Consider the following 25406-nt stretch of genomic DNA (forward strand, 5'->3'; position numbering starts at 1 on the left):
GCCGCAATCTGTAATCCACTAGGCTGCAGCGGGCCGCAACGGCACTGCTCCGGTCCACTGCGAGGGGCTGTGTTGAGCAGCGATCAGCGCCCAATCGCCCGCTCGCGGGTGCCACTGCCGGGTGCTCGGATCACGCTGAAACGTCGGCCTCGCATCCAACGCAATCTGCACGGTCGTGCTCGCCCCGCGCTGCACAGTCACTTTCTGAAAACCCACTAGCTGGGCTACGGGATGCCCGGCCGACAGATCGGCGGCGTAGAGCTGCACGACAGAAGAACCGTCGCGATCGCCCGTATTGGTCACGAGAACGCGAGCGGTGCCGCCCACGTCAGCAAACGTGTGGTCCAGTAGCTCGTGGGTCATCGTCGTGTAGCCCAACCCGAAACCGAATGGGAACGCGGGAGCAAAGCCCTGGCCATCAAGGTGTCGCTGGCCCCACTTATCGTCGTAGACAACCGCCTTTGCTGTGCTGTCGAACGGCGGCAAATGTGCCGCATCGCTCGGTATAACAAACGGCAAGCGCCCTCCGGGTTCGGTGTCTCCCGTGAGCACGCTCGCGAGAGCATGCCCGCCCTCCATGCCGCCGTACCAGGCGAGGACAAGCGCAGGAACGCGATCCCGCCACTCGTCGGTCAGGATCGCGCTGCCACCGATCAGCACCACAACGGTGCGCGGATTCGCTGCGGTAACGGCACGGATGAGACTCACATCGGAAGGACGAAGTTCGAGCGAGCTCCGATCGCCGCCACGCACGAAGCGTGCCGCCACGTGCGCAAGCCCAATGAAGAGGTGGCGAGACAATCCGGAGTTGAACGCGCGGCCCAATATCCCGACGTCGACTCCCCCTGTAACGACCGACTCACCCTCGTCGTGCTGGTCGAGGCCCACGACAACGACAACAGATTCTGCCTGCGCCGCGAGCTCGGCAGCAGCGCTCTCGTTCTTGCCTGTGTCAGTCGTGATCTGCGCCTCCGGGAACGCTTCGCGCAATCCTTGCAGCGGCGAAACGGTGGATGGTGGCCGAACGCGAGAGGAGCCATGATCGCCGAGATTCGGTTCGTCAGCGAGGCGGCCGATGACGGCAAGCCGCCGCGTGCCGGAAGACAAGGGAAGCAGCGGCGCCTCGCCGACGGCATCGTTCTTGAGCAGCACGATCGACTCTGCAGCGGCTTGGAGGGCAAGGGCTCGATGTGCGGCAGAGGCGATGACGGCCACATTCGGCTCCTGCTGCTCGCGCGTTGCCGCGTGAAGGATGCTGGTCCGCAGAATGCGGTGCGCCGACTGCAGCACGGTCGCACGGTCAAGCTCGCCACGGCGCAGTGCGGCAGGCAGCGCGCGCGCTCGCAACATCCGTAGCGGCATCTCGACGTCCATTCCGGCCTGCAGACTCACAACCGCATCGTGAGTTCCGAACACCCAGTCGCTTGTCACGAACCCGGTAAAACCCCATTCGTCTCGCAGCACATCTGTGAGCAGGGCACGATTGACATCCATATATTCGCCGCGCACTTGGTTATAGGCACTCATCACGGAGTCGGCTCCGGCATCCACCACCGCTTTGAAATGGGGCAAATACACCTCATGCAGCGCGTGGTCATCGACGGCGACGTCGACCTCGAAACGCTCGTTCTCCATCGAGTTGAGCGCGAAATGTTTCACACACGCCATCGTATGGACCCGAACACCGCGAGTGAGGGCCGAGCCCATCTGCCCGACCAGCACCGGATCTTCGCCGTAACACTCCTGCGCGCGACCCCAAGCGGGATGCCGCAACAAGTTCACACACACCGAAGCAGAGTAGTTGGCGCCCCGCGCGCGGGTCTCGGCACCGATCACCACCCCGACTCGCTCCTCCAGAGCCGGATCCCAGGTTGCTGCTCGCGCCATCGTCACCGGGAACGCTGTAGCGGCACCGATCACGACACCACGAGCACCGTCGCTGAAGCGGATGCCCGGGATGCCGAGCCGCGACACCGCACCGGCCACGAAGGGTCGTCGCCCGAGAAGTGCGGGGATGAAGGGCAGGAGGCGTCGCGGAGAGTCTCCGTCGAGCAAACCGAGGAGTTCTTTGTCGGTTAGCAGGCCAATGAGTTGGTCTGAGGCGGCATCCGCATCGATCTCACCTACGCGAACAGCGTGCACCGCGTCGTCGAATGCGTGAACTGAGGCTTTCATCGCGACCGGCACGGCGTGGTCACTGATCGCCCCACCACCGACGCTCGGCACGATGCCGTTCGCATTCTCCATGATTCGAAGTCTGCACCCTCTAGCTGTGCTCTCGCAAAATCTGAGTGGCATAGTCAGCCGCGCAGACTAGGCTTCTGACGTGGAAGACACTTACGAACTCGAACTCCGTAGCGTTCCTTTCGAGCACGCTGACTCGGTGATGCTGCGTTCTGCGCAACGAGCTGAGCTCACGGCTCGCTACGGAACAGAAGACAGCGAGCCAGGCATCAAGCCCAACTCGGACTCGGTTGTCGTCTTCTTGATCGCCTACGTTGATGGTGTTCCGGCCGGCTGTGGCGGGCTCCGCGAGCTCGATAACGGCAATTTCGAAGTGAAGCGGATGTACGTCACTCCCGCTCAGCGTGGCACCGGTATCGCGATCGCTGTGCTCAAGGGGCTCGAGGAGTGGGCTCGCGCTCAGTCGGCCGCTGAACTCGTTCTCGAGACGGGAACCGCGCAGCCTGACGCCATGCGTTTTTATGAGCGCGAGGGCTACACCCGCGTCGAGAACTTCGATGCCTACGTGGGCGAGCCGCTCAGCGTCTGTTACTCAAAGGCGCTCTAGCTCGCCGAATACGGAACGTCGATCGCCGGGCTACGCGCGCGTCGCGCTCTAAGCTTATTCAGTGCTCGCTCTCGTTGCTCTCTCCGTTGCGGTCGGAGCACTCTCACAACGAATAACAGGAATGGGCTTTGCCCTTGTCGCATCGCCCCTTGTGGTGATCCTGCTTGGTCCTTTTGATGGCGTGCTCGTCGTCAACCTGTGTGGCGTCGTTTCTTCGCTACTGATTATCCCGCGAGTGTGGCGACACATTGAGTGGCGCACGCTGGCGTGGCTTGCGATCCCCGCATTGGTCGCGATCGTTCCTGGTTCGTTCTTGGTGACGCGTCTTCCCGGCGCTGTCATGCAGCTTGGTGTTGGGGTGCTGGTGATTGTTGCCCTCACGGCGACTTTGCTCATCAGGCGCGCGGAACATGTTGTTCCGGCGCGGCCAGCAGCAATTGTGGCGGGAGCGGCATCCGGATTCATGAACACTGCTGCGGGCGTTGGCGGTCCAGCGCTCAGTATCTATGCGGTGATTATGCGGTGGCCGCAAGTGAACTTTGCCGCGACACTACAGCCCTATTTTGTGATTGTTGGCACGGCGTCGCTTGCGACTAAAGCCGTTTTCTCTGGCGGACAACTTCCTGACTTGGACGCTGTGAGCTGGATCATCATCGTGGCTGCATTGCTGGTAGGGCTCGCCCTGGGCGAAGTACTCAACCGCCATGTGAGCCACGGAGTCGCGCGGACCGCAGTCATCATCGTCGCCTACGTTGGCGGCACGGTTGCTGTAATCGATGGGGCCCTCGGCCTCGCATCCTAGCCAGAGCACACCACTCGAACGGCGATTCGCGCTCGGCATCACGCCGTGGGTGCAGCCCTAACGAACGGATGCCCGGCCCCCAACTTTCGGGGACCGGGCATCCGGAGTTCGGCAGTTCGCTAGCGCGAGCAGCTCTACTTCTTGCTAAGCGGTGCTAGTTGGCTGGACCAACTCCGACGGGGTCGGCTTCTTCGTTGGGGGTTTCGCCATTGCTGGGAACTGTTTGGCGAAGGGTGGCGCCGAGTTCTGCATCCACGCTGCCCCAGTACCAGTAGAAACGCTCGAGGATTTCGGGAACGGTGATGCCGCGGCCCTGGCCGGTGAGGGTTTCAATGAAGCGAGCCTTCGACTCTGCGGAGAAGACATCGCGGTAGAGCGTGCCTGCCTGGCCGAAGTCGTCATCTTCAGAGTGCAGGGTTTGGGCACTGCGCATGAGTTCGCCGTCGCTTGCCCAGCCGCCTTCGCCGGCAAGCTCGGGCTGAGCTGCTGGACCACCGAAGGAGTTGGGCGTGTAGGTGCGATCGGCGGCATCACCGATCTTGTAGTTCATGGCGCCTTCGTGCTGGTAGTTGCGCGATTCGGAGGCGTGCGGCTGGTTGACGGGGAGCTGGTTGTAGTTGGCTCCGATGCGGTTGCGCTGGGCATCCGGGTAGGAGAACACACGCGCCATCAGCATCTTGTCTGGGCTGATGTCGGTGCCGGGAACCATATTCGACGGCGAGAACGCTGACTGTTCGATCTGCGCGAAGAAGCTTTCCGGGTTGCGGTTGAGCGTGAAGTGGCCGACCGGAATCAGCGGGTAGTCCTTGTGCGACCAGGTCTTGGTCATGTCGAACGGGTTGAAGCGGTAGGTCTTTGCTTCTTCGTAGGGCATGATCTGAACGGAAACGTCCCAGGTGGGGTAGTCGCCGTTGGCGATGGAGTCGAAGAGGTCGCGACGGTAGTAGTCGGCGTCCTCACCAGCGATGCGCTCGGCATCCGCGGCTTCCATCAGTTCGACGCCCTGGCGCGAGTGGAAGTGGTACTGCACCCAGAAGCGTTCGCCTTCGGCGTTGATCCACTGGTAGGTGTGCGATCCGTAACCATTGATGTGGCGCCATGACTTGCTGAGGCCACGGTCACCCATGAGGTAGGTGACCTGGTGGGCGCTTTCGGGCGAGAGGGTCCAGAAGTCCCACTGCATGTCGCCGTTGCGCAGGCCGGAGTCGCCCATGCGCTTCTGCGAGTGGATGAAGTCGGGGAACTTCATGGCGTCGCGGAGGAAGAAGATGGGGGTGTTGTTTCCGACGATGTCGTAGTTGCCCTCGGTGCTGTAGAAACGCAGTGCGAATCCACGAACGTCGCGCCAGGTATCTGGGGAACCCTGCTCACCGGCTACGGACGAGAACCGCAGAATGGTTTCGCTTGTTGCGCCCTTCTGGAAGACGGCAGCTTTGGTGTACTTCGATACGTCTTCGGTGACGACGAATTCTCCAAATGCTCCACCACCCTTGGCGTGGGGGTTGCGCTCCGGCACACGCTCACGGTTGAACGAGGCAAGCTTCTCGACCAGAAAGCGGTCGTGAAGTGCGGTTACGCCATCGGGACCCGTGGTGAGCGAATGTTCGTCGCTCGCAATGGGTGCGCCGGCCTGGGTTGTCGTGGGTTCAGTCACGATGTCTCCTTTGTGTGGGTGGGATTATTCAGCACGTTCTGGCAATCGGGGCAGACGCCCCAGAAGTTCACTTCGGCGGTGTGCACGGCGAAGCCGCCCGCGTCGGAGGGAGCGAGGCACGGCGCGTGGCCAACAACACAGTCCACGTCGCGCACAGCGCTGCATTCGGTGCACACGATGTGGTGATGGTTGTCGCCGATACGACGCTCATAAAGGGCGGATGACCCTGCCGGTTCGATCTTTCGCAGCAAGCCCGCCGTCGTCAGCGCCGCCAGCACTCCGTACATCGCTTGGAGGGAGGTGCCGGGCACACTCGGAAGCACAGCGCTGAACACCGTGTCGGCATTGGAATGCGGGATATCGGTGAGGGCGCTCAGCACAGCGATGCGGGGCTCAGTCACTTTCAGACCGGCCTCTCGCAGAGTGTCGGCGAGCGCCGCATCCGTCACTGTTTCCATGGTTAAGACGGTATCAGTTGTTTTGAATAATTCAAGACAACTTGCAGTGAATTTTTACCCCAGTCGCCTCAACACGCCCCAACGGATGCCGTTGCCTCACCGATGCGCGTCGCCGTTCTGCGGCACCGAACTGCACGCACTCCCGTGCCCGCAAAACGATCCCTGAGCGGACGCCCGCGCGCAGCAACGCATCCCCTCCTTCACCCCAAACAAATGACTGCTTATCCGTGCATTTATTGATGCTAGAATAAGCGTGCATTGCGCTATGCACTGTTATCCGTACATCGTAGTTTCGAGCCAGGCAGAGACAAGAGGGACAGGAGCATCAGATGCCCACCATTGGGATCACTAACTTCAAAGACCTCGGCGCGGTCGTGAAGGTCGCGCGCCAAGCACAGGGCATCCGCCAAGAGGACATCGCAGAAACGTTGGGGTTCTCGCGCAACTACTTGCGCGAAATCGAATCCGGCAAACCGAACCTCTTCGCGTCGAGGCTGTTCCGCACCCTCAATAAGCTCGGCATCCGCGTCACCGTCACGTACGAACTGACGCATCAGGGCTCAGAATTCGACGAGGAACAGAGCGAGTCCGGAGCACGCGATGGCGAGTGAACTCGCAGTATTTCTTCATGAACAGCGCATCGGAACGCTAACGCGGGCCGCACGAGGGTCTGCCGAGCAGGTCCAACTCACGTGGGCTGCGGACTACCAGCCAGGCGCAGTGCGTTTAACCGAAAGCTTCACCACCGTCCCCGGCGCTCGAACCGACGTGAACCTTGTGTCAAGGCTCCTCGGAGGTTACGGGCCCGAGGGCAACCAGCGCGAAGCGATGACTTCGGAGCGCGGGATACTTCCGAACGATCTTTTCGGCATCCTTCGCGAATTCGGTGGATCGATCGCCGGTGCCCTGACCTTTCTCCCGGCCGGAGACAAGCCCGCGAGCTCGCCATACTACGAACCACTGAGCGACGCCGAACTGAACCGGATGCTGAAGAGGGCAGTTGAGGATCACGACCTTGGCCAGCGGGAGGACAGTCGCTCGATGATCCCCGGCTTCCAGCCCAAACTTCTGTTGGCGAACTTCGGAACCGGCTGGCTTCAGCCGCACGGCAGCGCTCATTCCACCCACATCATCAAACCCCAAGTGTCGTCGCGCCCTCATGTGATCGCGGACGAATACTTCAGCCACCAGCTCACCCGCGCCATGGGGCTATCGCGTTTCGAAAGTGAACTCCACACCGTCGGCCGCACCCCCTATCTGGCGATCGAACGCTTTGACCGCTCCGTTCATGGCGAAACTGTCACCCTCGTTCACCAAGAAGACTGCGCGCAGGCCCTCGGGCTCGACTGGGTAAACGCGAGCTCAAAGTTTCAAGACAAGAACTGGCCCTCGAACCCGCAACGCCCCAGTGCGGCGAGGATCGCTGAAGCTGCGGCAAGCTTAAACGGAGAGAACCCGCTCTCGGAGTGGTTGCGCCAGCTCACCTACCGGGTGCTCGTTGGCGACAACGATGGCCACGCAAAGAACACCGGAATCCTTCACCTCCCCGGCGAAGATACCCTCACCCAGCTCTACGACTCGGTGCCCAACCTCTACCAGGACGGCCGTATCGACTGGACCATGGCCTTAGCGATCGACGGGCAATTTGACCACCGCCGCATCAGCGCCGAAAGGCTCATCAACGAAGCCACAGGTTGGGGAGTCATGACGCCGAGATCAATCGAAAAAACGGTGACAGAAACCTTCGCGGCGTTCAGCTCAGCACTCAACAGCACTCGGCCACCCGCAGGCATTTCGCCCGGCCTTCTCGACGGCATGGAATGGAACCTCAGCCGCCTGATCGCTGGGGATGAGATCAGCGAACCACGGCGCTGAGGGTCGCCCTCATCGCCGCATTTGTGGTGACGTCAAAGCGGATGCCGACTGGGCACGATCAGCTGAGGCAAAGGAGTGAGGTCCAGTCGTCCATCCGCTCGCGGAGGGTGCTCTCAGTGAGGTCGCTGTATCCGACACCGAGATAGTTCGGGGCCCAGGTTTCAACACGAGAGGCCGATCGCGCGGCAGCCACCAGATCCCAAGCATGGCTATCGGGAAGAGGGTGCCCCGATTCGCGCTCGTATTCCGCGAGAAAATGATCTGCTGCATCGCTGGACCCGAGGAGCACGAGGTCGAGGCGGCACCATGACACATCCAAGCCGCGTGGGGCGCTGCGAGCGCCCGACCAATCGACGACACCGGTGAGCGTGTCACCCTCCCACATGGCGTTTCCGCACCAGAAATCGTAGTGAGTGAGAACGTGGTCGGCCAGATCAAGTTGCTTCCACGCTCTGCGTCCGAGCGCCTCTATCGTGCTGTCACCGCGCGGGGTTTCCCAGGACAGGGTTCGAAGGCCGACACTGTCGAGTTGGTGAATCTGCGCCAACACGGCCGCCATTTGCTCGGCAACCCTGCGCAGCGGCAAGTCGGGTGAGGGCGGTCCGCCAGCGACCACCGAAGTGACAATGAACGAACATTCGCCGAACTGCCCCGTAGCGACGAGCCGCGGCACGCGATCGCACAGAGCGGCGACCCGGTCGAGGATCCGTGGCTCGTGCCCGACCGCATCGTCCAATGGCGGAAACACTCTGACGACGTACTCAGTGGTCGAGTCCGCGACCACAAGCGTCTTCGCGTGCTGTCCGCCAGCCAGCGGGCGCACGAGCGTGACCGTGCGCCGCAACGTTTCCGACGCCGCCGCGATAATGCCATCCGTCTCCAGAGCCGTCACATTACTCATACTCGCATGCGTGGAGGGTCGCTAGAAATGCGGCCAAGCCCATCCTTCGCGATCCCTCCGACGGCTGGACCGCGCGGCCCGCTGCAACGTCATCCTCAACGCCACCGGGTGCACCATCCAGAACCCCGGCAGCCGATAATATCGGAGGATGACCGAACCTGAGAGCGCGTGGGGAACGGTACTCGAAACGATGTCGTGGGTCGGCCTCGTTCCCGGCATCCCGCTGCTCCTTTTCGGCTGGATTCTCGCTCTGCGGGCATGCAAATGGGTCGCGACCAGTGCCGAGGTTTTCGAAGCCGGTGGCTTTCAAGGTTTCCGCTGGTCTGACGGCGACGGTAGGCAGTACTCCATCCTTCACGAGCCGTCAGAAGTTCCCATCATGGATGTCGGCGCCCAGGTCGATCTGTACTACGACCAGTGCCATCCCGCTCGCTGGCGTCTTGCACCGCCGCGTCGCACGAACAGTGGCCTCCTCATCGGCTCGATCCTCACAGGAATCGGCCTCTTGAGCATCGTTGCGGGATTCGTTCTGATGGCGTTCTGACGCGCTGAAGTGCGCTCGCGCACCTAGGTAGACTGGAGCCAGCCGGCGTGAGCACCCCGGCATCCATAATCTTCTGGGAGAAGCCCCTCGTGACTGACGTCTCAACCAATTCCCGCCAGCATGTTGCCGACACGGTGTCGAACGCCGCCGCAACCCCCGAGAAAGAGCAGCCGTACGGCGCTCTTGGCTTGAAAGACGACGAGTACGCGAAAATTCGTGAGATTCTCGGCCGCCGCCCCACCAGCGGCGAGCTCGCCATGTACTCCGTCATGTGGAGCGAGCACTGCTCCTACAAGTCCTCCAAGAACTACCTTCGCCAGTTTGGCAAGAAGGTCAGCGAGAACATGACCAAGAACCTCATGGTCGGCATGGGCGAAAACGCCGGCGTCATTGACGTTGGCGAAGGGTGGGCTGTGACCTTCAAGATCGAAAGCCACAACCACCCCAGCTACATCGAACCCTTCCAAGGTGCAGCAACCGGTGTCGGCGGAATTGTTCGCGACATCATCTCCATGGGTGCTCGCCCCGTCGCCGTCATGGATGCGCTCCGCTTCGGCGCCATCGACAACCCCGACACCGCCCGCGTCGCCAAAGGTGTCGTCTCGGGCATCAGCTTCTACGGCAACTGCCTCGGCCTCCCCAACATCGGTGGCGAAACCTACTTCGACTCCGTCTACCAAGCCAACCCGCTCGTCAACGCACTCGCCGTTGGAGTGCTGCGCCACGAAGACCTCCACCTGGCGAACGCTCGCGGCGTTGGCAACAAGGTTGTGCTGTTCGGTGCCCGCACCGGTGGCGATGGCATCGGCGGAGCATCCATCCTCGCTTCCGATTCCTTCTCAGAAGGCGGCCCAACCAAGCGTCCAGCCGTTCAGGTCGGCGACCCCTTCGCCGAGAAGGTACTCATCGAGTGCTGCCTCGAGCTCTTCCAAGGTGACCTTGTTGAAGGCATCCAAGACCTCGGCGCTGCCGGCATCAGCTGTGCCACGAGCGAGCTCGCCTCCAACGGTGACGGTGGCATGTTCATCGAACTCGAAAAGGTCTTGCTGCGCGACCCCACCCTCACGGCAGAAGAAATTCTGATGTCCGAAAGCCAAGAACGCATGATGGCAATCGTGAAGCCGGAGAAGCTCGAAGGCTTCCTCAAGGTCGTCGAGAAGTGGGATGTCGAAACCAGCGTGCTCGGAGAAGTCACCGACACCGGCCGCCTCATCATCAACTGGCACGACGAAGAAATCGTCAACGTCGAGCCGCGCACCGTCGCGATCGATGGCCCCGTCTACGACCGCCCCGTCGTCTACCCCAAGTGGATCGACAAGCTTCAGGCCGACAGCGCATCCGGACTCGCCCGCCCCAAGGATGGCATCGAGTTGCGCGACCAGATGCTGCAGTTGCTCGCGAGCCCCAACCTGGCCGACAAGAGCTGGATCACCAGCCAGTACGACCGCTACGTCCTCGGCAACACCGCCCTGAGCTTCCCGGATGACGCCGGCATGGTGCGCATCGACGAAGAGAGTGGCCTCGGCTTCTCTGTCGCGACCGACGCCAATGGTCGCTTCTGCCAACTCGACCCCTACGCCGGAGCCCAAATCGCTCTCGCCGAAGCGTTCCGCAACGTTGCCGCCACCGGCGCCAACCCCGTTGCCGTCAGTGACTGCCTCAACTTCGGCAGCCCCGAGAACCCCGAAGTGATGTGGCAGTTCAGCCGTGCTGTTGAAGGTCTCGCCGATGGTTGCCTCGAGATGGAAATCCCCGTCACCGGCGGAAACGTCTCCTTCTACAACCAGACCGGCGATGTGCCCATCCACCCCACCCCCGTGGTTGCGGTGCTCGGCCTGATCCGCGACGTTGCCGAGCGCATCCCGAGCGGCTGGCAAGACGAAGGCAACAACATTTACCTGCTCGGCACCACCAAGCTCGAACTCGACGGATCAGCCTGGGCCGGCACCATCCACGACCACCTCGGTGGCCTCCCGCCCACAGTTGATCTTGCTGCCGAGCGTCGTCTCGCCGACCTCATCAAAGCCGGCAACGAGCAAAACATCATCGCGAGCGCCCACGACCTCGCCGACGGCGGGCTTGCCCAAACCCTCGCCGAATCCGTCATGCGCTTCGGCGTTGGCGCTCGCGTCTGGCTGGGCGAACTGCTCGAACGCGACGGAATCGACGCCGCCACCGCACTCTTCAGCGAATCAACCGGTCGCATGATCGTCTCCATCCCCCGCGAAGACGACGTGAAATTCCGCGGACTCTGCGAAGGCCGCAACTACCCCGCCGTGCGCATCGGAGTAACGGATGCCGCGGCACCCGCCCTCGAAGTGCAAGACCAGTTCACCCTCACCCTCGAAGAGCTGCTCACCGCCCACCGCGGAACCCTCGTGGAGGCATTCGGCGCCTAATATGCGACTCATCAAGGCGGTCTACGGCGAGGCCACGGCAACGCTCTCCCTCTTGGTGATCGCGCTCGTCGTCGTACGCGCCCTCGTAGAATCACAACCGTGGTGGCTCGCCGCCGCCCTACCGTGGGTCGCGTACGCGCTCTATTTGGCGCTGCTCATGACACGACTCGTTGTTGTGCCACGCCGGCATCCATGGGTGCAGCTCTCCGTTTCGCTCATCGGCATAGTCGCATCAATCATCGCCGGGCCACTCGCCGTGCTCGTTGCCGTTCTCGGGCTAGCCGTGATCCTCGGCTACAACTACTGGTACTCCGCGCAACACCTCTCCGCAGGCCCCGTGCGCATCGATGAACCACTGCCCCTGTTTCCGCTCACCACCACCACCGGCGAACAAATCGACAGCAGCGTACTCACCCACCAACCACACGTGATCATGTTCATCCGTGGCAACTGGTGCCCCTTCTGCATGGCCCAGGTCAACACAATTGCCGCCCAATACCGCGAACTCGATAAACGCGGAGTCGCGATCGCAATAATTAGCCCCCAAAAGCCGCAAGACACCATCGAACTCGCCACGCGCTTCGACATCCCGATGACCTATTACATCGACGCGGATGGCGCGGCCGCCGAAGCACTCGACATCGTGCAGTCCGGCGGCACCCCCGTCATGTTCAGCACCGGCACCGACCTCGACACCGTTGTGCCCACCGTGATCCTCACCGACCGCGACGGAACAGTCCTCTGGGCAGAACACACCGACAACCATCGTGTGCGCCCTGAACCGACCACGTTCCTTGACGTGTTCGATCAGCACGGCATCCGCGCGCGCTAGCTACCGATCGCCCCAGAGGCGACTCGAACTGGCGCGCCCAGCTCTAACGACGTAGTCGCTGCGAGAGCGACCTCTAACGCCGTGAGAGCAGACGGTGTCGGGCAGAAACCGGGTTCGGTGCCCTGGGCGACGCAGTCAAGAAAGTACTCCAACTGACGCGCATACGGATCATCGGCTCCCAAAACTACTCGAGAGTCATACGCCACTGCCGAGAGCGAGTAGCGCGACACCGCTGAAGAGTTCACCGATGCGGCCGCATACTCGTACTGCGCGAAACCTCCCGTGCCCACTACCTCGAGAGAGCTGCGAAACGGCGCACCGCTGGGCAGGTCGGCGTAGCTCAACACTTGCCCAATTCCACCGTCACGGTACGTGATTGTTGTCTCCACCGGGCCCGTCACTGCCTCGCCGATTGCGGACACCTCGACGGGGTCGCCGAGAAGCAGATTCATTTGGTCGAAGTCGTGGATGCCAAAGTCGACGAGCATTCCGCCAGCTTCGGCAAAGTCTCGCAACCAGTCCGCCCAGTCGGGTTTGCTGCTGAGTCGGGTGGCACGTGCTGACACGAGCCGACCAATTTTTCCGGCGGCGACATCGTCGGCAAGCTGCCGGTACCCGTCAAAGAACCGCACCACCTGCGCGACCATGAACACTTTTCCGCTGCGTTGAGCCTCATCGCGGATAGCCCGGGCGTCATCCATCGTCAATGCGATCGGCTTCTCAAGCAGAACGTTTTTGCCTGCCCGCAATGCGCTCACTGCCAGCTCGCGATGCGTTCCGGTTGGGGTGCAAATTGACACCACATCAACCTCTGGATCGTTGAGCACAGCCCCGAAGTCACTGATGACGGATGCCACCGGTGCCGCTTCCGCCACACCCCCTGTCGTACGGGCAACAACATACTTGATCTGCTCAGCCCGGCCGAGGGATGCCAGAGCGCGGACATGGGTTGACCCCATCGCGCCACGACCAACGATCGCGATCCCTGTCATGGTTTCCTCTCGAACACGTTGCCTGGCCTTTCGCGCGCCCGAGAGCAGCGCGGCTACCAGGTTAGAGCGGCACTCGTTCCGCGTCGCGCACCCAGCTGTCCGCCACCTCGAGGCGTCCTACTTTCGCGAACGCTAGGAGAGCGGCACCGATTCGGCCCGCATCCCCGCCAAGGCTAGAGAGCACGACCTCTGGCGCATCGCGCCAGACGAGGTTTTCACGAAGGTGGTGGGTAACGGGGTCGAGCAACGCAGAACCGGCCTGCGAGAAGCCTCCCCCGAGAACGATGACGCCGGGATCGAGCAGCAACGTGACCGTCGCGAGCCCCTGAGCCAACGCTCGGGTAGCGTCATCCCACACCGCATCGGCGTCTGGATCAGTTCCGAGCCGAGCGACGATCTCGCGCGATGACAGTTTGTGCCCTGAGCGGGCAGCATAGCGACGAGCAACGCCGGCACCTGAGACGTACACTTCGAGGCAGCCGCGCTGGCCACAGGCACACAACTCTCCGCCTTGAACGATCGGGATGTGCCCGATCTCGCCGGCAGCTCCGAGAGCTCCACGGATGGGGCCGGTGGCGGAGACCAGCGCCGCCGCCATTCCAGTACCGATGGGGATGAGGGTGAAATCCTCAATGCCTCTAGCTGCCCCTAGTCGGCTTTCGGCCAGTCCCGCGGCGCGCACGTCGTGCCCCACAGCAACGGGGATGCTGAGTTTGCTTTGCAGCTCAGCGAGCAGCGGCACGTTTCGCCAGTTCAGATTCGAGGCATATGTAACGACCCCGGCAAGCTCGTCGACCATGCCAGGAGTGACAACGCCGGCGGCAACGACCCGGCACGAGTGACTCACTGCGTCATCCAGCAGTTCTGCGATAAGCAACAGCAGTGCTTCGATGATTCCTTCGGCGGGGGTCGGTTGGGTTCTCGTCGCTACCGTCTCTCCCTTCGCCGAAACCAGCGAACCTTTTAGCGCGGTGCCACCAAGATCGACGGCGACAACGACATCGGACAACTCGCTCTCGCTCGCAGCACTCACAATGGTGCCACCGCAGCGTGCATGGCGCGAACCAGTTCTGGTGACGTCACGGTGCGGCTTCCGCTGTCATACAGGGCGGATGCTCCCCCCTGATAGCCGTTGCTCGCGATCTCGACGGCTGCCCGAAAGTGGAGTTCGGAGACACCCGTGCGGTTCAGGATCTCTTGAGCATTGTGCGCCCGAACGCCACCGCCCGCGAGAATCGTGATGCGTTCGCCTGCCTGCGCCACGAGGGTGGCCATAACATCGGCACCCTCGAGAACACTTGACGCTCCGCCGGAAGTCAGTACTCGGGCAATGCCCAAAGAAATGAGCGTTTCTAGGGCCGCAGGCTGGTCAACAACAAGGTCAAATGCTTTATGGAAGGTGACCGGATGCACGTGGCATACCTCAACAAGTGCTGACGTCACCGTCACGTCCACCGTTCCCTCCGGTGTGAGGGCGCCGATGACGAAGCCCAGAGTGACGCCCTCCCCGCGAGGCAGGTCCCGCATCGAGTGGATATCGGCAACCATCGCATCAACTTCGGCCGGGGAGTACACGAAGTCTCCCCCGCGTTGACGAATCAGCACCATCACGGTCATCGAAGTCAGCGAGGCAAGTATCGACGACACCGTACCGAGACTGGGCGTTATGCCGCCAGTATCGAGAGCCGCGCACAGCTCAATACGTTGAGCTCCGGCCTTCTCCGCATCAAGTGCTCCGCCAATATCGTCAAGGCATACTTCGAGAATCGTCACGTTATGCTCGCCCTGCTGTGATGGCGCTACGAAGGTCGGCCCCGATTTCGATCTGACCGACTGGCTTTCCGCCGCCGAGCACAGGCACTTGAGCGAACCGAGCGGCCGCTTCGGTGTCGTAGCCGAGCGAATCAAGAACTGCCAGCGCGATCACGGTAGTGGCCCGCGGGCTACCGTCGATGATCTTCATTGACACAGCAGCACCATCGCTCGTAGCCACTCCGATAACACCCTCAGCGCCACCCTTAGAAAGCGCACCGGGCATGTTCACCATGAGCTCGCTGTTAGCGTGACCGCTGCCTCCCACATAGAACGGGTTCTCACGCATCGCTGCGGCGACCCGACCTGCGGGGGACTCAGGGTCGGCGAGCACGAGCGCGCGGAACGACGCTGCGACTCCGCGCACGGTCGTTCCGAAGAGGGGAGCCCCGCATCCGTCAACCGCGGTATGCGTAGCGACAACACCGGTCATTTCGGCCATCGTCTTCTGAACTTGCTGCTGCAGTGGGTGCGACGGCTCCAAGTAGTCGTCGGTTGACCATCCGTTCACAGCGCAAGCGAGCAACATCGCGGCGTGCTTGCCCGAGCAGTTCATCCGGAGACGGTTGCGGCCTTCGCCCTCACGAATCATGCGCTCAAAAGTTTCTTCATCTTCCGGGCGGTCGATGGGGCATCCGAGTGCATGTTCATCGAGCCCAGCCCGCTTAAGAATGGCGGAGACAATGGCGACGTGGGCATCTTCTCCGGTGTGGCTACCGGCGGCGATCGCCAACTCTGGCCCCGAAAGTTCGGCACCGGCAACGAGACAGGCCATCGCCTGCAAGGGCTTCACAGTCGACCGCGGCAACACTTCGACATCGGGCGCGCCAAGTTCCCAGGCAACACTCCCGTCGGCGTTGAAAGCGAGAAGCGAACCGTAATGGCGGCTCTCGATCATGCCTGAACGACGGATGATGGCAAGTTCGGCAAGGGCGCCAGCGGTGAGATCAGACATGGGGTGCTTTCTGTGGTGATGACCCACCAGGAGTGGGGAGGGGCAGTGCCATCGTGGCGCTGGCGACAGTGGTGCGGGTGCGACCGGGCTTCTTCTGCAGTCGAGAGGCTAGCCCCGAAAGGCTTCCGTTGACCAGCAAATAGATGATCGTCACTACGAGGTAAGTCTGAATGAGCAAGTGGTTGAAGCTTGACAGCACTTGACCGCGGTAGAGAAGTTCGGTGAACGCGACGATAAACCCGAGCGATGTGTCTTTCATCAGGCTGACCAGTTGCGTGATCAGCGATGGGGTGACGTTACGCACGGCCTGCGGCAACACGACCAATCTCATGACTTGGCTGCTGCGAAGGCCCAAGCTAAAGGCAGCTTCGGCTTGACCACGCGGCAAGCTCAGGATGCCCGCACGAACGATTTCGGCGAAGACAGCGGCATTGGCCAGAGTGAGAGGAATGGCAAGTTTCCAGAGCACCGGAAAGTTGATGCCCAACTGGGGCAGCCCAAAAAGCATCAGGTAGATCAGTAGCAGCACCGGCACGGTGCGGGCGATCTCAATGTAGCCAGCGCAGAGCCAGCTCAACCAGCGAACTTTGCTGACCCGGCCAAGAGCGAGAAGTGTTCCGAAGGCAGCGCCAAGAATGGCGACAATTGCTGCGGCTTGGAGGGTGCCGAGGAGGCCGACGCCCAGATACTTCCAGATTGCGAGGTCGAGGAAGGGGGCCCACTTATCGGCGTCGAGCTGGCCCCTGCTGCCAAACTGCCAGAGTCCGGCAAAAATAATGCCGCCAATAACGAGGGCGCTGATGATCGAGCCGATGATGATTCGACGACGACCGCGGGGGCCGGGAACCTCATAGAGATAGGAGGCAACGTTGGTGTTGGAAGTACTCATCGGAGGATCGCCACCTTGCGTTCGATTCGGCCGGCCGTGAGGCCGATGGCGAGAGCAATCAGCATGTACGCGAGACCAGCGCCGGTGAAGATTTCAATCGGCTGTGCATAGACAAGGTTGATCTTGTTGACGCGAGACGTCAGCTCAACGACGCCGACGACTGCAGCAAGAGCGGTGTTCATGGCGAGCGCGATCATGACGTTTCCGAGGGGTTGCACAACGGCGCGGAGTGACTGGGGAATAACAATCAACCGCAGGCTTTGCCACAGCGTAAGACCGAGCGCACGGCTTGCTTCGATCTGTCCGACCGAGACCGTATTGATTCCACTGCGCACTGCCTCGGCAACATAGGCCGCTTCGTAGACAGTGAGCACGATGATCGCCGTCGGCAGTAGCGGAAGGATGAGGCCGGCATCCGGAAGAGCAAAGACGGCGAGGAGGAGCAACGCCAAGAGCGGAACGTTGATGAAGAATTGCACGTACAGGAATGCTGCCCGCCGGAGGATTGGGATGGGGCTCACTCGAGCCACCGTCACAAGCACTCCGAGAATCAGGGACCCGACGCCGGCGACGAGCACCATAAGGAGCGTCGTGCCGATTGCGTCGAGGAGAAGCCCTGCGTTCTCCGTGAATATTTCCATCTGTTATCTCCTGGCGTTGCTCCGTGCTCGTTAGGAGCCGGGAACCGATCCGATGGTTGGCGGCGTCGGGATTTCAGATTCGACGACGGTTCCTAGGCTGTACGTCCATGCTTGGCCCCACTGTCCACCCTCTTGGATTTCGAGGAGCCAGTTATTGATGAACTCTTTGAACTCAGCATCGCCGAAGCCGAGACCAATGCCGTAGGGCTCAGCCGTGAACGGCTGTCCAACAACCTTGAGGTCGGAGTTCGCTGCTGCGTTGCTGGCGAGCAGGGTGTAGTCCTGAACGTAAGCATCGCCACGGCCCTGGAGGAGCGCCTGAACTGCCTGCGGGTCGGTTGCGAAGTCAACGAGCTCTGCCGTTGGCTGCTCTTCTGGTACGGCAAGAACGGCCGGAGTGTTGGCGCCAACGATGACGGTCTTGCCGCCGAGGTCGTCGATTCCCGTGATGTCGTCGTTGTCGGCCTTCACGGCAACGGCAAGTCCCGAGCTGAAGTAGGGTCCAGCGAAGCTGATCTGCGCGGCACGCTCTTCAGTGATCGTGTAGGTGTTGAAGACAACGTCGACGGTGCCGTTCTGGAGCAGAGCTTCACGAGTCTCGGATGCCGGTGGCACGATCTCAACGCTGGGCTCACCGAAGATGTAGACCGAGAGCAGCTGCGCGAGGTACGCGTCGAAGCCAGCAACATCATCCGGGTTGGTGGGGTCCTGCTGAGAAAGCAGGGGTGCGTCGAGAGCTTCGCCCACGATGAGGGTTCCGCGGTCGCGGATCTTCTCCATGGTCGAGCCGGGGGTGAAGAGGGCGTCATCGGCAACGGGCGCACCGGCGAGCATCGCCTGAACGTCGGTCATGTCTGCGGCGTCGTTGCCACCGGGAACGTTGCTTGACGAGTCGGTGGAGCAAGCGCTGAGGGCCAGCGCCGTCACGGCGACAGCAGCGCCGAGGACGGCAACCCGTCGGCGTGAGGATCCTGATGTGAACATGTGATTCCTTTTCTCTCGTGGTTGATGGTGCGTGGTTCAGTGATGCAGTGGTGCGTTTGTGCGGGATAGAAGTTAGTGGGCGAGGATCGACGCCAGGAACGTGCGCGCTCGCTCAGACTCGGGGTGGTCAAAGAACTCGGCCGGCGTGTTCTCTTCGACGATCTGACCGGCATCCATGAAGACGACGCGATGGGCAGCTCTGCGGGCAAAACCCATCTCGTGGGTGACGACAACCATCGTCATTCCTTCTGCGGCAAGCGACGTCATCACTTCAAGAACCTCACCGACCATTTCGGGGTCGAGCGCCGAGGTGGGCTCATCGAAGAGCATCACTTTGGGGTGCATCGCCAGGGCGCGGGCGATGGCCGCACGCTGCTGCTGACCGCCGGAAAGTTGGGCGGGAAACTGGTCTGCTTTGTCGGCAATACCAACCCGGGCGAGCAGTTCAAGTGCTTCGCGCTTGGCGTCGGCCTTGGTCGTTTTGAGCACGTTGATCGGGGCGAGAGTGATGTTCTCGAGGATGCTGAGGTGCGCGAAGAGGTTGAAGGATTGGAAGACCATTCCGACTTCGGAGCGCAGCTGGGCCAGTTGGGCGCCTTCAACGGGCAGTGGTTTGCCATCGAGGGCGATCTGACCGGAGTCGATTGTTTCGAGTCGGTTGATGGTGCGGCAGAGGGTGGACTTGCCAGAACCGGATGGACCAACGACCACAACGACTTCGCGCTCGGCGACCTCAAGGTTGATGTTCTGCAGAACGTGCAGTTGGCCGTAGTGCTTGTCGACGGCACGCAGGCTCACCATTGCGGGCGTCGCCGCCTGTGTCTGGGGCTTTTCGCTCTCGCTCATCAGTTCACTCCTTGCATGCGCCGGTGCATCTATTTCGGGGGTATTGCTGGACCCGCCTTCGGGTGGTGTTGAGCGTACTAACTTTTTGTGTTGTGTGCAATTTTGGTGATACTTAGTCCAATAATGCACTAACATGACTCAGTACACTCGTACGCAACCCGATCTGATTGGTTCACGATGCCGAAACCTGCGACACCACTACCGTCTACGACGGCTGGATCCCCGGGCGGCATCCTCACCCTTGTAAGAAACGGCCGCGCTACTTCTCGCGCCGAGGTCGCTCGAGCAACCGGACTCTCCCCGACAACGGTCGCTGCGAGAGTCGAACTCCTCATCGAGGCTGGGTACCTCCGGGAGGCGGGGAATGGCGATTCTCATGGAGGCCGACGGCCCCGGCAACTTGAAGTCGATCCCAGCGGAGGCCTCATCATTGGCGTCGACCTCGGCGCTCGCCATGCGTCATTCGGGCTCTTCGATATGCGAGCACAGCGAATTGCTGACCATCATGTCGACATTGACATTGCGGAAGGTCCGGATGTGATCCTTCCGTGGGTTGTGGCACTCGCGCAACGATTGGTAACCGAAAACGCGCCGTCCGGCCAACGACTTATCGGTATCGGGCTGGGGCTCCCGGGGCCCGTTAGCCAGCCAGAGGGCATTCTGACCTCACCATCGCGAATGCCCGGATGGGACGGGCTCGACGTCGCCGCCGAAATCACTCGACTTTCTGGCGTACCTGCCGTTGTCGATAACGACGCCAACCTCATGGCGCTGGGCGAACACATCAGCCGCGGCGAAGATGTCGACGACTTTGTTTTCATCAAGGCAGGCTCCAGCATCGGCGGGGGCGTGATCGTTGGCGGCGAGCTGCACCACGGTCACCACGGAATGGCTGGCGATATCAGCCACGTCACCGTTCATGGTGCACCCGCAACACCCTGCTCGTGCGGCAGGAACGGATGCTTGGATGCCGTCGCAGGTGGGGCAGCAATCGTCACCAGCCTTCAGGCAGCTTCGGTCACCGTCAGCGACACCCTCGACGTGCTCGAACTCGCCCGAAACGGACACCCACTCGCCACCCAAATGCTGCGAGAAGCGGGCATCCGCACCGGCACCGTACTGGCGACAGTCGTCAACTTCTCCAACCCGCAGCGCATTGTTCTTGGCGGAACCTTGAGTGAGGCTGGAGCCTTCCTCGGCGGCGTGAAATCGGCAATCTACACAGAGTGCCTCCCGCTTGCCACCGAGGGACTAGAAGTCGAAGTCAGTCAGGCCAAAGAAAACGGCGGAATCATCGGCGCCGCCCGTGTAGTGCTCGACAAGCTCCTCGATGCTGAAACCGTCAATCGGCGAGTATCTGAATGAGCGGGGTACTCGACTCCTTCGCCCTCGACGGGCGGGTTGCGCTCGTGACCGGAGCGAACCGCGGCATCGGCCGCGCCCTAGCTCAGGCTCTCGGTGAGGCAGGCGCTACGGTAGCCGTCACGGCGCGAGCCCAAAGTGATGCGGATGCAGCTGCCGCAGAGCTAACTCAGCTGGGTATCCGTGCTATCGGGATCGCCCTCGATGTCACTGATGTGAGCTCTGTCGACACGGCAATCTCGCGGGTTATCCAGGAACTCGGAAGCCTCGACATCCTTGTCAACAATGCCGGCATCAGTATTGGCGGAGCCGCGTTTGACGTCGCTGACGAGGTGTGGCGCGAAGTGATGTCTACGAATCTTGACGGCGTGTGGAACTGCAGTCGAGCTGCCGGTCGCCACATGGCCGCTCACGGCGGTGGCACCATCGTCAACGTCGGTTCAATGTCGGCGGAGATCGTCAACCAACCGCGCTGGCAAGCCTCCTACCTTGCGTCAAAAGCCGGAGTGCACCAGCTCACTAAAGCGCTCGCCGCCGAATGGGCACCCCACGGAATCCGCGTGAACGCGATCGCGCCGGGCTACATCCTCACCGAAGCATCCCCCGTCGATCAACCCGAATATCAGGCAACGTGCGTTGAACCGGCCGCGCTCAAACGCTACGGACTGCCCTCAGAACTGGGCCCAATAACAGTGCTCCTCGCCAGTGACGCGTCGAGTTTCATGACCGGATCAATCGTTACGGTCGACGGCGGCTACACACTGTTTTAGCCCTTCGCCTCGAAGTTTCCCCCTCGTCACCGTCACCTCTAAGGAGTACCCCTATGGCCGAAGTCGTCATTGTCGACAACCGCGAGCACGCAGGTGCACTCGCTTCAGCTGCCATCCGTTCGCTCATCACGCAGCGCCCGAATGCTGTGCTCGGCCTCGCAACAGGATCAACGCCATTGCCCATTTACCACGCACTGGCCCATTCCCTCCGCGAGCATCCACTCGATGTTTCCGCTGTCAGAGGGTTCGCCCTCGACGAGTACGTTGGTCTTCCTGAAGGACACCCCGAGAGCTACCGCGCGGTCATCACCCGCGAAGTCGTTGAACCCCTCGGCCTTAACCCCACTCTGGTGCGACTGCCGGGAGACACCAGCGCATCCATCGAATCCGCAGGAAGTGACTACGAACGTGACATCGTTGATGCTGGCGGAATCGACCTTCAGATTCTCGGAATTGGCGGCACAGGCCACATCGGCTTCAACGAACCCGGTTCATCATTCGCCTCGCTCACACGAATCAAGACACTGACCGAGCGAACACGTCAGGACAACGCGCGGTTTTTTGACAGCATCGACGATGTTCCGCGGCACTGCCTCACTCAAGGTCTCGGCACCATTCTGCGCGCGCGACACCTCGTGCTGCTCGCTTTCGGCGAAGGCAAGGCACATGCGATCGCGGCGGCTGTTGAGGGGCCGCTGACCGCGAGCCAACCCGGGAGTGCAATTCAGCTGCATCCCCACGTCACTGTGCTTGTCGACGAAGCCGCGGCATCCCAGCTTCAGAATGCTGACTACTACCGCTACACCTGGGCAAATCGACCCGCCTGGCAGAGTATCTAGTTCGTGGTCTAGTTGCTGGGTTCGTCAGACGTTGGCTCGCCGCCCGAGGCGAACTGTTCGTGGTGATGAATAACTTCGGCGACCACAAAGTTGAACCACTTCTCGGCGAACGCCGGGTCGAGGTGCGATTCCTCAGCGAGCGACCGTAGCCGTGCAATCTGGGTGCGTTCACGAGTGGGGTCAGATGCCGGCAAGCCCTTAGTAGCTTTGAGCCGACCAACCTGCTGCGTGTACTTGAAACGCTCAGCAAGCAAATGGATGAGGGCTGCATCAATGTTGTCGATGCTGCGTCGCGCACCCAACAGCTGCTCCCGAACCTCGGGGTCAACCTCGGTGGGGGTGCTGTCGATGCCGGTGTCTTCTGCGCCCTGCTCTCCTGCTGCCATACAACGACTTTAGAGCGTGTGGGGGCTGCGTGTTTGCCACATGACGTGCCTGCGGCCAGTTGAAGGTGGAAGACTGGTTCGCATGAATGATCGCGCAGGCACAACGGCCCAGGCATCCGACCTCATTGATGTGAACGAACTTGTGGGGGCGTATTACGCGCTGGTTCCGGATGTGTCGATCGCGGAGCAGCGCGTTGTGTTCGGCACGAGCGGCCACCGTGGTTCCTCGCTCGATACTGCTTTCAATGAAGTGCACATCGCGGCCATCACGCAGGCGATCGTGGAATATCGCGCCTCCCAAGGCATCTCAGGGCCACTGTTTATTGGCCGCGACACCCATGCGCTGTCCCGACCAGCCGAAACCACAGCCCTCGAAGTGCTTGCCGCAAACGATGTGCACGCGCTCAAAGACACGTTCGACGACTACGTTCCTACCCCGGCCCTCAGCCACGCGATTATCGCCTACAACGCAGCGGGTCACACTGACCAGGCAGATGGCATCATCATCACCCCCAGCCACAATCCTCCTCGTGACGGCGGCTTCAAATACAATCCGCCCCACGGTGGGCCAGCCGACAGCGATGCCACGGGATGGATCGCCGATCGGGCAAACACGATCATCGCCGCGGGCAACCACGATGTGAAGCGCGCGGTCGCCGCGGGGGCCGAATACACGCCAGCGGGCAGCTACGACTTTCGCGGACGCTATGTTGACGATCTCGAAAACATTATCGATATCGACGCAATTCGCACGGCCGGCATCCGCATCGGCGCTGATCCGCTCGGTGGTGCCAGCGTCAACTATTGGAAGCTCATCGCCGAGAAGTACAACCTCGATCTGACGGTGGTTAATCCCACAGTCGACCCGACGTGGTCGTTCATGACGCTCGACTGGGATGGCAAGATCCGCATGGATCCGTCGTCACAGTCTGCAATGGCCTCCGTCGTTGCCCGCCGTGAGGAGTACGACATCCTCACCGGCAACGATGCCGACGCCGACCGTCACGGAATCGTCACTCCCGACGGCGGCCTCATGAACCCCAACCACTATTTAGCCGTTGCGATCCACTACCTCTACACGCACCGCGAGGGGTGGAATCTGGATGCCGCGATCGGCAAAACCCTGGTCTCCAGCTCGATGATCGACCGGGTTGCGGCCGCACTGGGCCGCGACCTCTGGGAGGTGCCGGTCGGCTTCAAGTGGTTTGTTCCCGGTCTGGTCGACGGGTCAGTCGCGTTCGGCGGCGAGGAGAGCGCGGGTGCAAGTTTTCTGCGAAAAGATGGATCGACGTGGACGACAGACAAAGACGGCATCCTGCTCGCTCTCCTGGCGAGCGAAATTCTTGCGGTCACCGGAAAGACTCCGTCAGTGCTCTACGCAGAACTCGTCGAAGAGTTCGGCGACCCCGCCTATGAACGAGTGGATGCCGTAGCCACGAAGGCGCAGAAAGCGAAGCTGGGCAAGTTGAGCGGTGCGGCAATCGCGGCCACCGAGCTCGCGGGTGATCCGATCACAGCAAAGCTTTCGGAGGCACCGGGCAATGGAGCATCAATCGGCGGGGTGAAGGTGACGACCGAGTTTGCGTGGTTCGCTGCTCGCCCGAGCGGCACCGAGGATGTCTACAAGATCTACGGCGAATCGTTCAAGGGTGCTGAACACTTGCGTCGAGTGCAGGCCGAGGCGAAGTCGATCGTGGATGCGGCCCTGAACGCGTAGTTTCGCCGCTCGTTACGGAATGCTCCAGAAGTGCCCAGTAGCGCCCGGGTGATCGACCGTGATGGTTGTGTCGAGATCGCGATAGTTGGTGTCAAGATTGTGGCCAACCATTTTGATGGTGGTCACGCCGTCAACGGTTGATACTGCCGACACCACTTGAATGTGGTCGAGGTAGTTGTTGTCGTTCCAGTCGAACACTACGAGGTCGCCGACTTTCGCTTGATCGCGCTGGTCGAAGCTCAATTGGGTTGCGCCGAGCTCGGGGTTCGAGAGCAGCCAGTTCTCCATGGTTGGCACGTAGCCCCAGGCTCCGCTCCAGTCTGCGGCGGCGTTGTGGTTGAACCATTCCGAGGTCATTGTCCAGCCGCGCATGAGCAGTGACTGGCTGGCGAAGTTGGCGCAGTCGCCGCCGACAGGGTTGAGGTCACCGTATTCAGCGATGTTGTAGTCCTGCCAGTGAGCCAGCAGATACTGCATCTGTTTGTCGACCGGGGTGGATGCGGCGTAGCTGTATTCGAGAGGTGTCTCAGAGGGGAGGACTTCCGCATCCACCATCACTTCGATGGCTACGGTTGCTGGCTGGAAATCTAGAGCTGAGGGCACGATGGCCGTCAGTGTTTCGCTGTCAGTAACAACAATGTTGGTGGCGGGGATGCCGCCGAAAGTGACGGCGGTAACGTCGTCGAGAGCCACGCCGGTGATCTCGATCGACTCGCCCCCGACGAGTGTTCCTGTCAGCGCACTGGCCCCCAGAACTTCGGGTGTTGGCGGTGCTACTTCTGCAACATCTTCGCCTATCGGTGCGGCGGTTTCTGGAACCGGAGCCGCCAGAATCACAAAGGCGGTGATGGCTGCCACGACACCGAGAGCGGCAGCGGCAACGCCCAGGCGGCGGATCAGAAAGGTGGAAGGCACTAAGACAGTTTCCCAGAAGATGGTGGGTTGTGCTGCTTCACA

The 25406-nt window shown here is 61.5% G+C and carries 25 protein-coding genes; 11 read left to right on the plus strand and 14 right to left on the minus strand.

Going from position 1 to position 25406, the window contains the following annotated elements; translation table 11 throughout:
• Positions 1–18: 18 nt before the first annotated feature.
• On the minus strand, positions 19–2247 hold the full coding sequence (locus tag ACOH1Z_RS06685) for a beta-glucosidase family protein (protein ID WP_449647662.1): 2229 nt from the start codon (positions 2245–2247) through the stop codon (positions 19–21).
• A gap of 79 nt (positions 2248–2326) precedes the next feature.
• Here ACOH1Z_RS06685 and ACOH1Z_RS06690 point away from each other — a divergent pair, with 79 nt between their 5' ends.
• On the plus strand, positions 2327–2791 hold the full coding sequence (locus ACOH1Z_RS06690; protein ID WP_449647663.1) for a GNAT family N-acetyltransferase: 465 nt from the start codon (positions 2327–2329) through the stop codon (positions 2789–2791).
• A 61-nt stretch (positions 2792–2852) separates the two neighbouring features.
• Positions 2853–3593, plus strand: a complete 741-nt coding sequence (locus ACOH1Z_RS06695) for a TSUP family transporter (protein WP_449647664.1) — start codon at positions 2853–2855, stop codon at positions 3591–3593.
• A 154-nt stretch (positions 3594–3747) separates the two neighbouring features.
• On the opposite strand, the gene ACOH1Z_RS06700 is transcribed toward ACOH1Z_RS06695, so the two are convergent.
• Together ACOH1Z_RS06700 and ACOH1Z_RS06705 are read right to left on the minus strand one after the other, a co-directional pair.
• Positions 3748–5247, minus strand: a complete 1500-nt coding sequence (locus tag ACOH1Z_RS06700; RefSeq protein WP_449647665.1) for a catalase — start codon at positions 5245–5247, stop codon at positions 3748–3750.
• Positions 5244–5705 carry a Fur family transcriptional regulator gene (locus ACOH1Z_RS06705; RefSeq protein WP_449647666.1) on the minus strand — a complete coding sequence of 154 codons (462 nt, stop codon included), beginning with the start codon at positions 5703–5705 and terminating at the stop codon, positions 5244–5246. The genes ACOH1Z_RS06700 and ACOH1Z_RS06705 overlap by 4 nt, the downstream gene beginning before the upstream one ends.
• A 329-nt stretch (positions 5706–6034) precedes the next feature.
• Between ACOH1Z_RS06705 and ACOH1Z_RS06710 the strand changes: the two genes are divergently transcribed.
• Complete coding sequence (locus tag ACOH1Z_RS06710; RefSeq protein WP_449647667.1) at positions 6035–6316, plus strand: helix-turn-helix domain-containing protein; 282 nt, start codon at positions 6035–6037, stop codon at positions 6314–6316.
• On the plus strand, positions 6306–7580 hold the full coding sequence (locus ACOH1Z_RS06715) for a type II toxin-antitoxin system HipA family toxin (protein ID WP_449647668.1): 1275 nt from the start codon (positions 6306–6308) through the stop codon (positions 7578–7580). The genes ACOH1Z_RS06710 and ACOH1Z_RS06715 overlap by 11 nt, the downstream gene beginning before the upstream one ends.
• Positions 7581–7638: 58 nt before the next feature.
• Here the strand turns inward: ACOH1Z_RS06715 and ACOH1Z_RS06720 are convergent, their stop codons facing one another.
• Positions 7639–8481 (minus strand): phosphotransferase family protein, encoded by an 843-nt coding sequence (locus tag ACOH1Z_RS06720; protein ID WP_449647669.1) that lies wholly within the window; start codon positions 8479–8481, stop codon positions 7639–7641.
• A 148-nt stretch (positions 8482–8629) separates the two neighbouring features.
• Here ACOH1Z_RS06720 and ACOH1Z_RS06725 point away from each other — a divergent pair, with 148 nt between their 5' ends.
• The 3 genes from ACOH1Z_RS06725 to ACOH1Z_RS06735 all read left to right on the plus strand — a co-directional run bounded on the left by ACOH1Z_RS06725 (position 8630) and on the right by ACOH1Z_RS06735 (position 12256).
• A complete protein-coding gene (locus tag ACOH1Z_RS06725; RefSeq protein WP_449647670.1) occupies positions 8630–9025 on the plus strand; it encodes a hypothetical protein in 396 nt (131 codons plus the stop codon).
• Between the two features lie 89 nt (positions 9026–9114).
• On the plus strand, positions 9115–11424 hold the full coding sequence (purL, locus tag ACOH1Z_RS06730) for a phosphoribosylformylglycinamidine synthase subunit PurL (protein ID WP_449647671.1): 2310 nt from the start codon (positions 9115–9117) through the stop codon (positions 11422–11424).
• Between the two features lies 1 nt (position 11425).
• A complete protein-coding gene (locus tag ACOH1Z_RS06735) occupies positions 11426–12256 on the plus strand; it encodes a peroxiredoxin family protein (protein WP_449647672.1) in 831 nt (276 codons plus the stop codon).
• Here the strand turns inward: ACOH1Z_RS06735 and ACOH1Z_RS06740 are convergent.
• The 8 genes from ACOH1Z_RS06740 to ACOH1Z_RS06775 form a co-directional block, all read right to left on the minus strand.
• On the minus strand, positions 12253–13248 hold the full coding sequence (locus ACOH1Z_RS06740) for a Gfo/Idh/MocA family protein (protein WP_449647673.1): 996 nt from the start codon (positions 13246–13248) through the stop codon (positions 12253–12255). The genes ACOH1Z_RS06735 and ACOH1Z_RS06740 overlap by 4 nt on opposite strands.
• 61 nt (positions 13249–13309) lie before the next feature.
• Positions 13310–14281, minus strand: coding sequence for an ROK family protein (locus tag ACOH1Z_RS06745; protein WP_449647674.1), 972 nt, complete (start codon positions 14279–14281; stop codon positions 13310–13312).
• Positions 14278–15021 (minus strand): copper homeostasis protein CutC, encoded by a 744-nt coding sequence (locus ACOH1Z_RS06750; RefSeq protein ID WP_449647675.1) that lies wholly within the window; start codon positions 15019–15021, stop codon positions 14278–14280. Before ACOH1Z_RS06750 ends, ACOH1Z_RS06745 begins: the two co-directional genes overlap by 4 nt.
• Before the next feature lies 1 nt (position 15022).
• Entirely contained in the window at positions 15023–16015 is a 993-nt protein-coding gene (locus ACOH1Z_RS06755) for an asparaginase (RefSeq protein ID WP_449647676.1), read from the minus strand.
• On the minus strand, positions 16008–16904 hold the full coding sequence (locus tag ACOH1Z_RS06760) for an amino acid ABC transporter permease (RefSeq protein WP_449647677.1): 897 nt from the start codon (positions 16902–16904) through the stop codon (positions 16008–16010). Before ACOH1Z_RS06760 ends, ACOH1Z_RS06755 begins: the two co-directional genes overlap by 8 nt.
• Entirely contained in the window at positions 16901–17545 is a 645-nt protein-coding gene (locus ACOH1Z_RS06765; protein ID WP_449647678.1) for an amino acid ABC transporter permease, read from the minus strand. Before ACOH1Z_RS06765 ends, ACOH1Z_RS06760 begins: the two co-directional genes overlap by 4 nt.
• A 30-nt stretch (positions 17546–17575) precedes the next feature.
• Complete coding sequence (locus ACOH1Z_RS06770) at positions 17576–18529, minus strand: glutamate ABC transporter substrate-binding protein (RefSeq protein WP_449647679.1); 954 nt, start codon at positions 18527–18529, stop codon at positions 17576–17578.
• A gap of 72 nt (positions 18530–18601) precedes the next feature.
• A complete protein-coding gene (locus ACOH1Z_RS06775) occupies positions 18602–19375 on the minus strand; it encodes an amino acid ABC transporter ATP-binding protein (protein WP_449647680.1) in 774 nt (257 codons plus the stop codon).
• Between the two features lie 177 nt (positions 19376–19552).
• On the opposite strand from ACOH1Z_RS06775, the gene ACOH1Z_RS06780 reads away from it, so the two are divergent.
• From ACOH1Z_RS06780 to ACOH1Z_RS06790, 3 genes are read left to right on the plus strand one after another with little or no spacing between them, the layout of a single operon-like run.
• Positions 19553–20740: an ROK family transcriptional regulator gene (locus ACOH1Z_RS06780; protein WP_449647681.1), complete on the plus strand. Its 1188-nt coding sequence runs from the start codon at positions 19553–19555 to the stop codon at positions 20738–20740.
• Positions 20737–21507: an SDR family NAD(P)-dependent oxidoreductase gene (locus ACOH1Z_RS06785; protein ID WP_449647682.1), complete on the plus strand. Its 771-nt coding sequence runs from the start codon at positions 20737–20739 to the stop codon at positions 21505–21507. Before ACOH1Z_RS06780 ends, ACOH1Z_RS06785 begins: the two co-directional genes overlap by 4 nt.
• 53 nt (positions 21508–21560) lie before the next feature.
• A complete protein-coding gene (locus ACOH1Z_RS06790; RefSeq protein ID WP_449647683.1) occupies positions 21561–22346 on the plus strand; it encodes a glucosamine-6-phosphate deaminase in 786 nt (261 codons plus the stop codon).
• An 8-nt stretch (positions 22347–22354) separates the two neighbouring features.
• Here the strand turns inward: ACOH1Z_RS06790 and ACOH1Z_RS06795 are convergent, their stop codons facing one another.
• Positions 22355–22732 (minus strand): chorismate mutase, encoded by a 378-nt coding sequence (locus ACOH1Z_RS06795; protein ID WP_449647684.1) that lies wholly within the window; start codon positions 22730–22732, stop codon positions 22355–22357.
• Between the two features lie 82 nt (positions 22733–22814).
• Here ACOH1Z_RS06795 and pgm point away from each other — a divergent pair, with 82 nt between their 5' ends.
• Positions 22815–24449 (plus strand): phosphoglucomutase (alpha-D-glucose-1,6-bisphosphate-dependent), encoded by a 1635-nt coding sequence (gene pgm / locus ACOH1Z_RS06800; protein ID WP_449647685.1) that lies wholly within the window; start codon positions 22815–22817, stop codon positions 24447–24449.
• Positions 24450–24461: 12 nt separating this feature from the next.
• On the opposite strand, the gene ACOH1Z_RS06805 is transcribed toward pgm, so the two are convergent.
• Positions 24462–25364: an amidase domain-containing protein gene (locus ACOH1Z_RS06805; protein WP_449647686.1), complete on the minus strand. Its 903-nt coding sequence runs from the start codon at positions 25362–25364 to the stop codon at positions 24462–24464.
• Positions 25365–25406: the final 42 nt, after the last annotated feature.

This window comes from Rhodoglobus sp. (genome assembly GCF_053580035.1).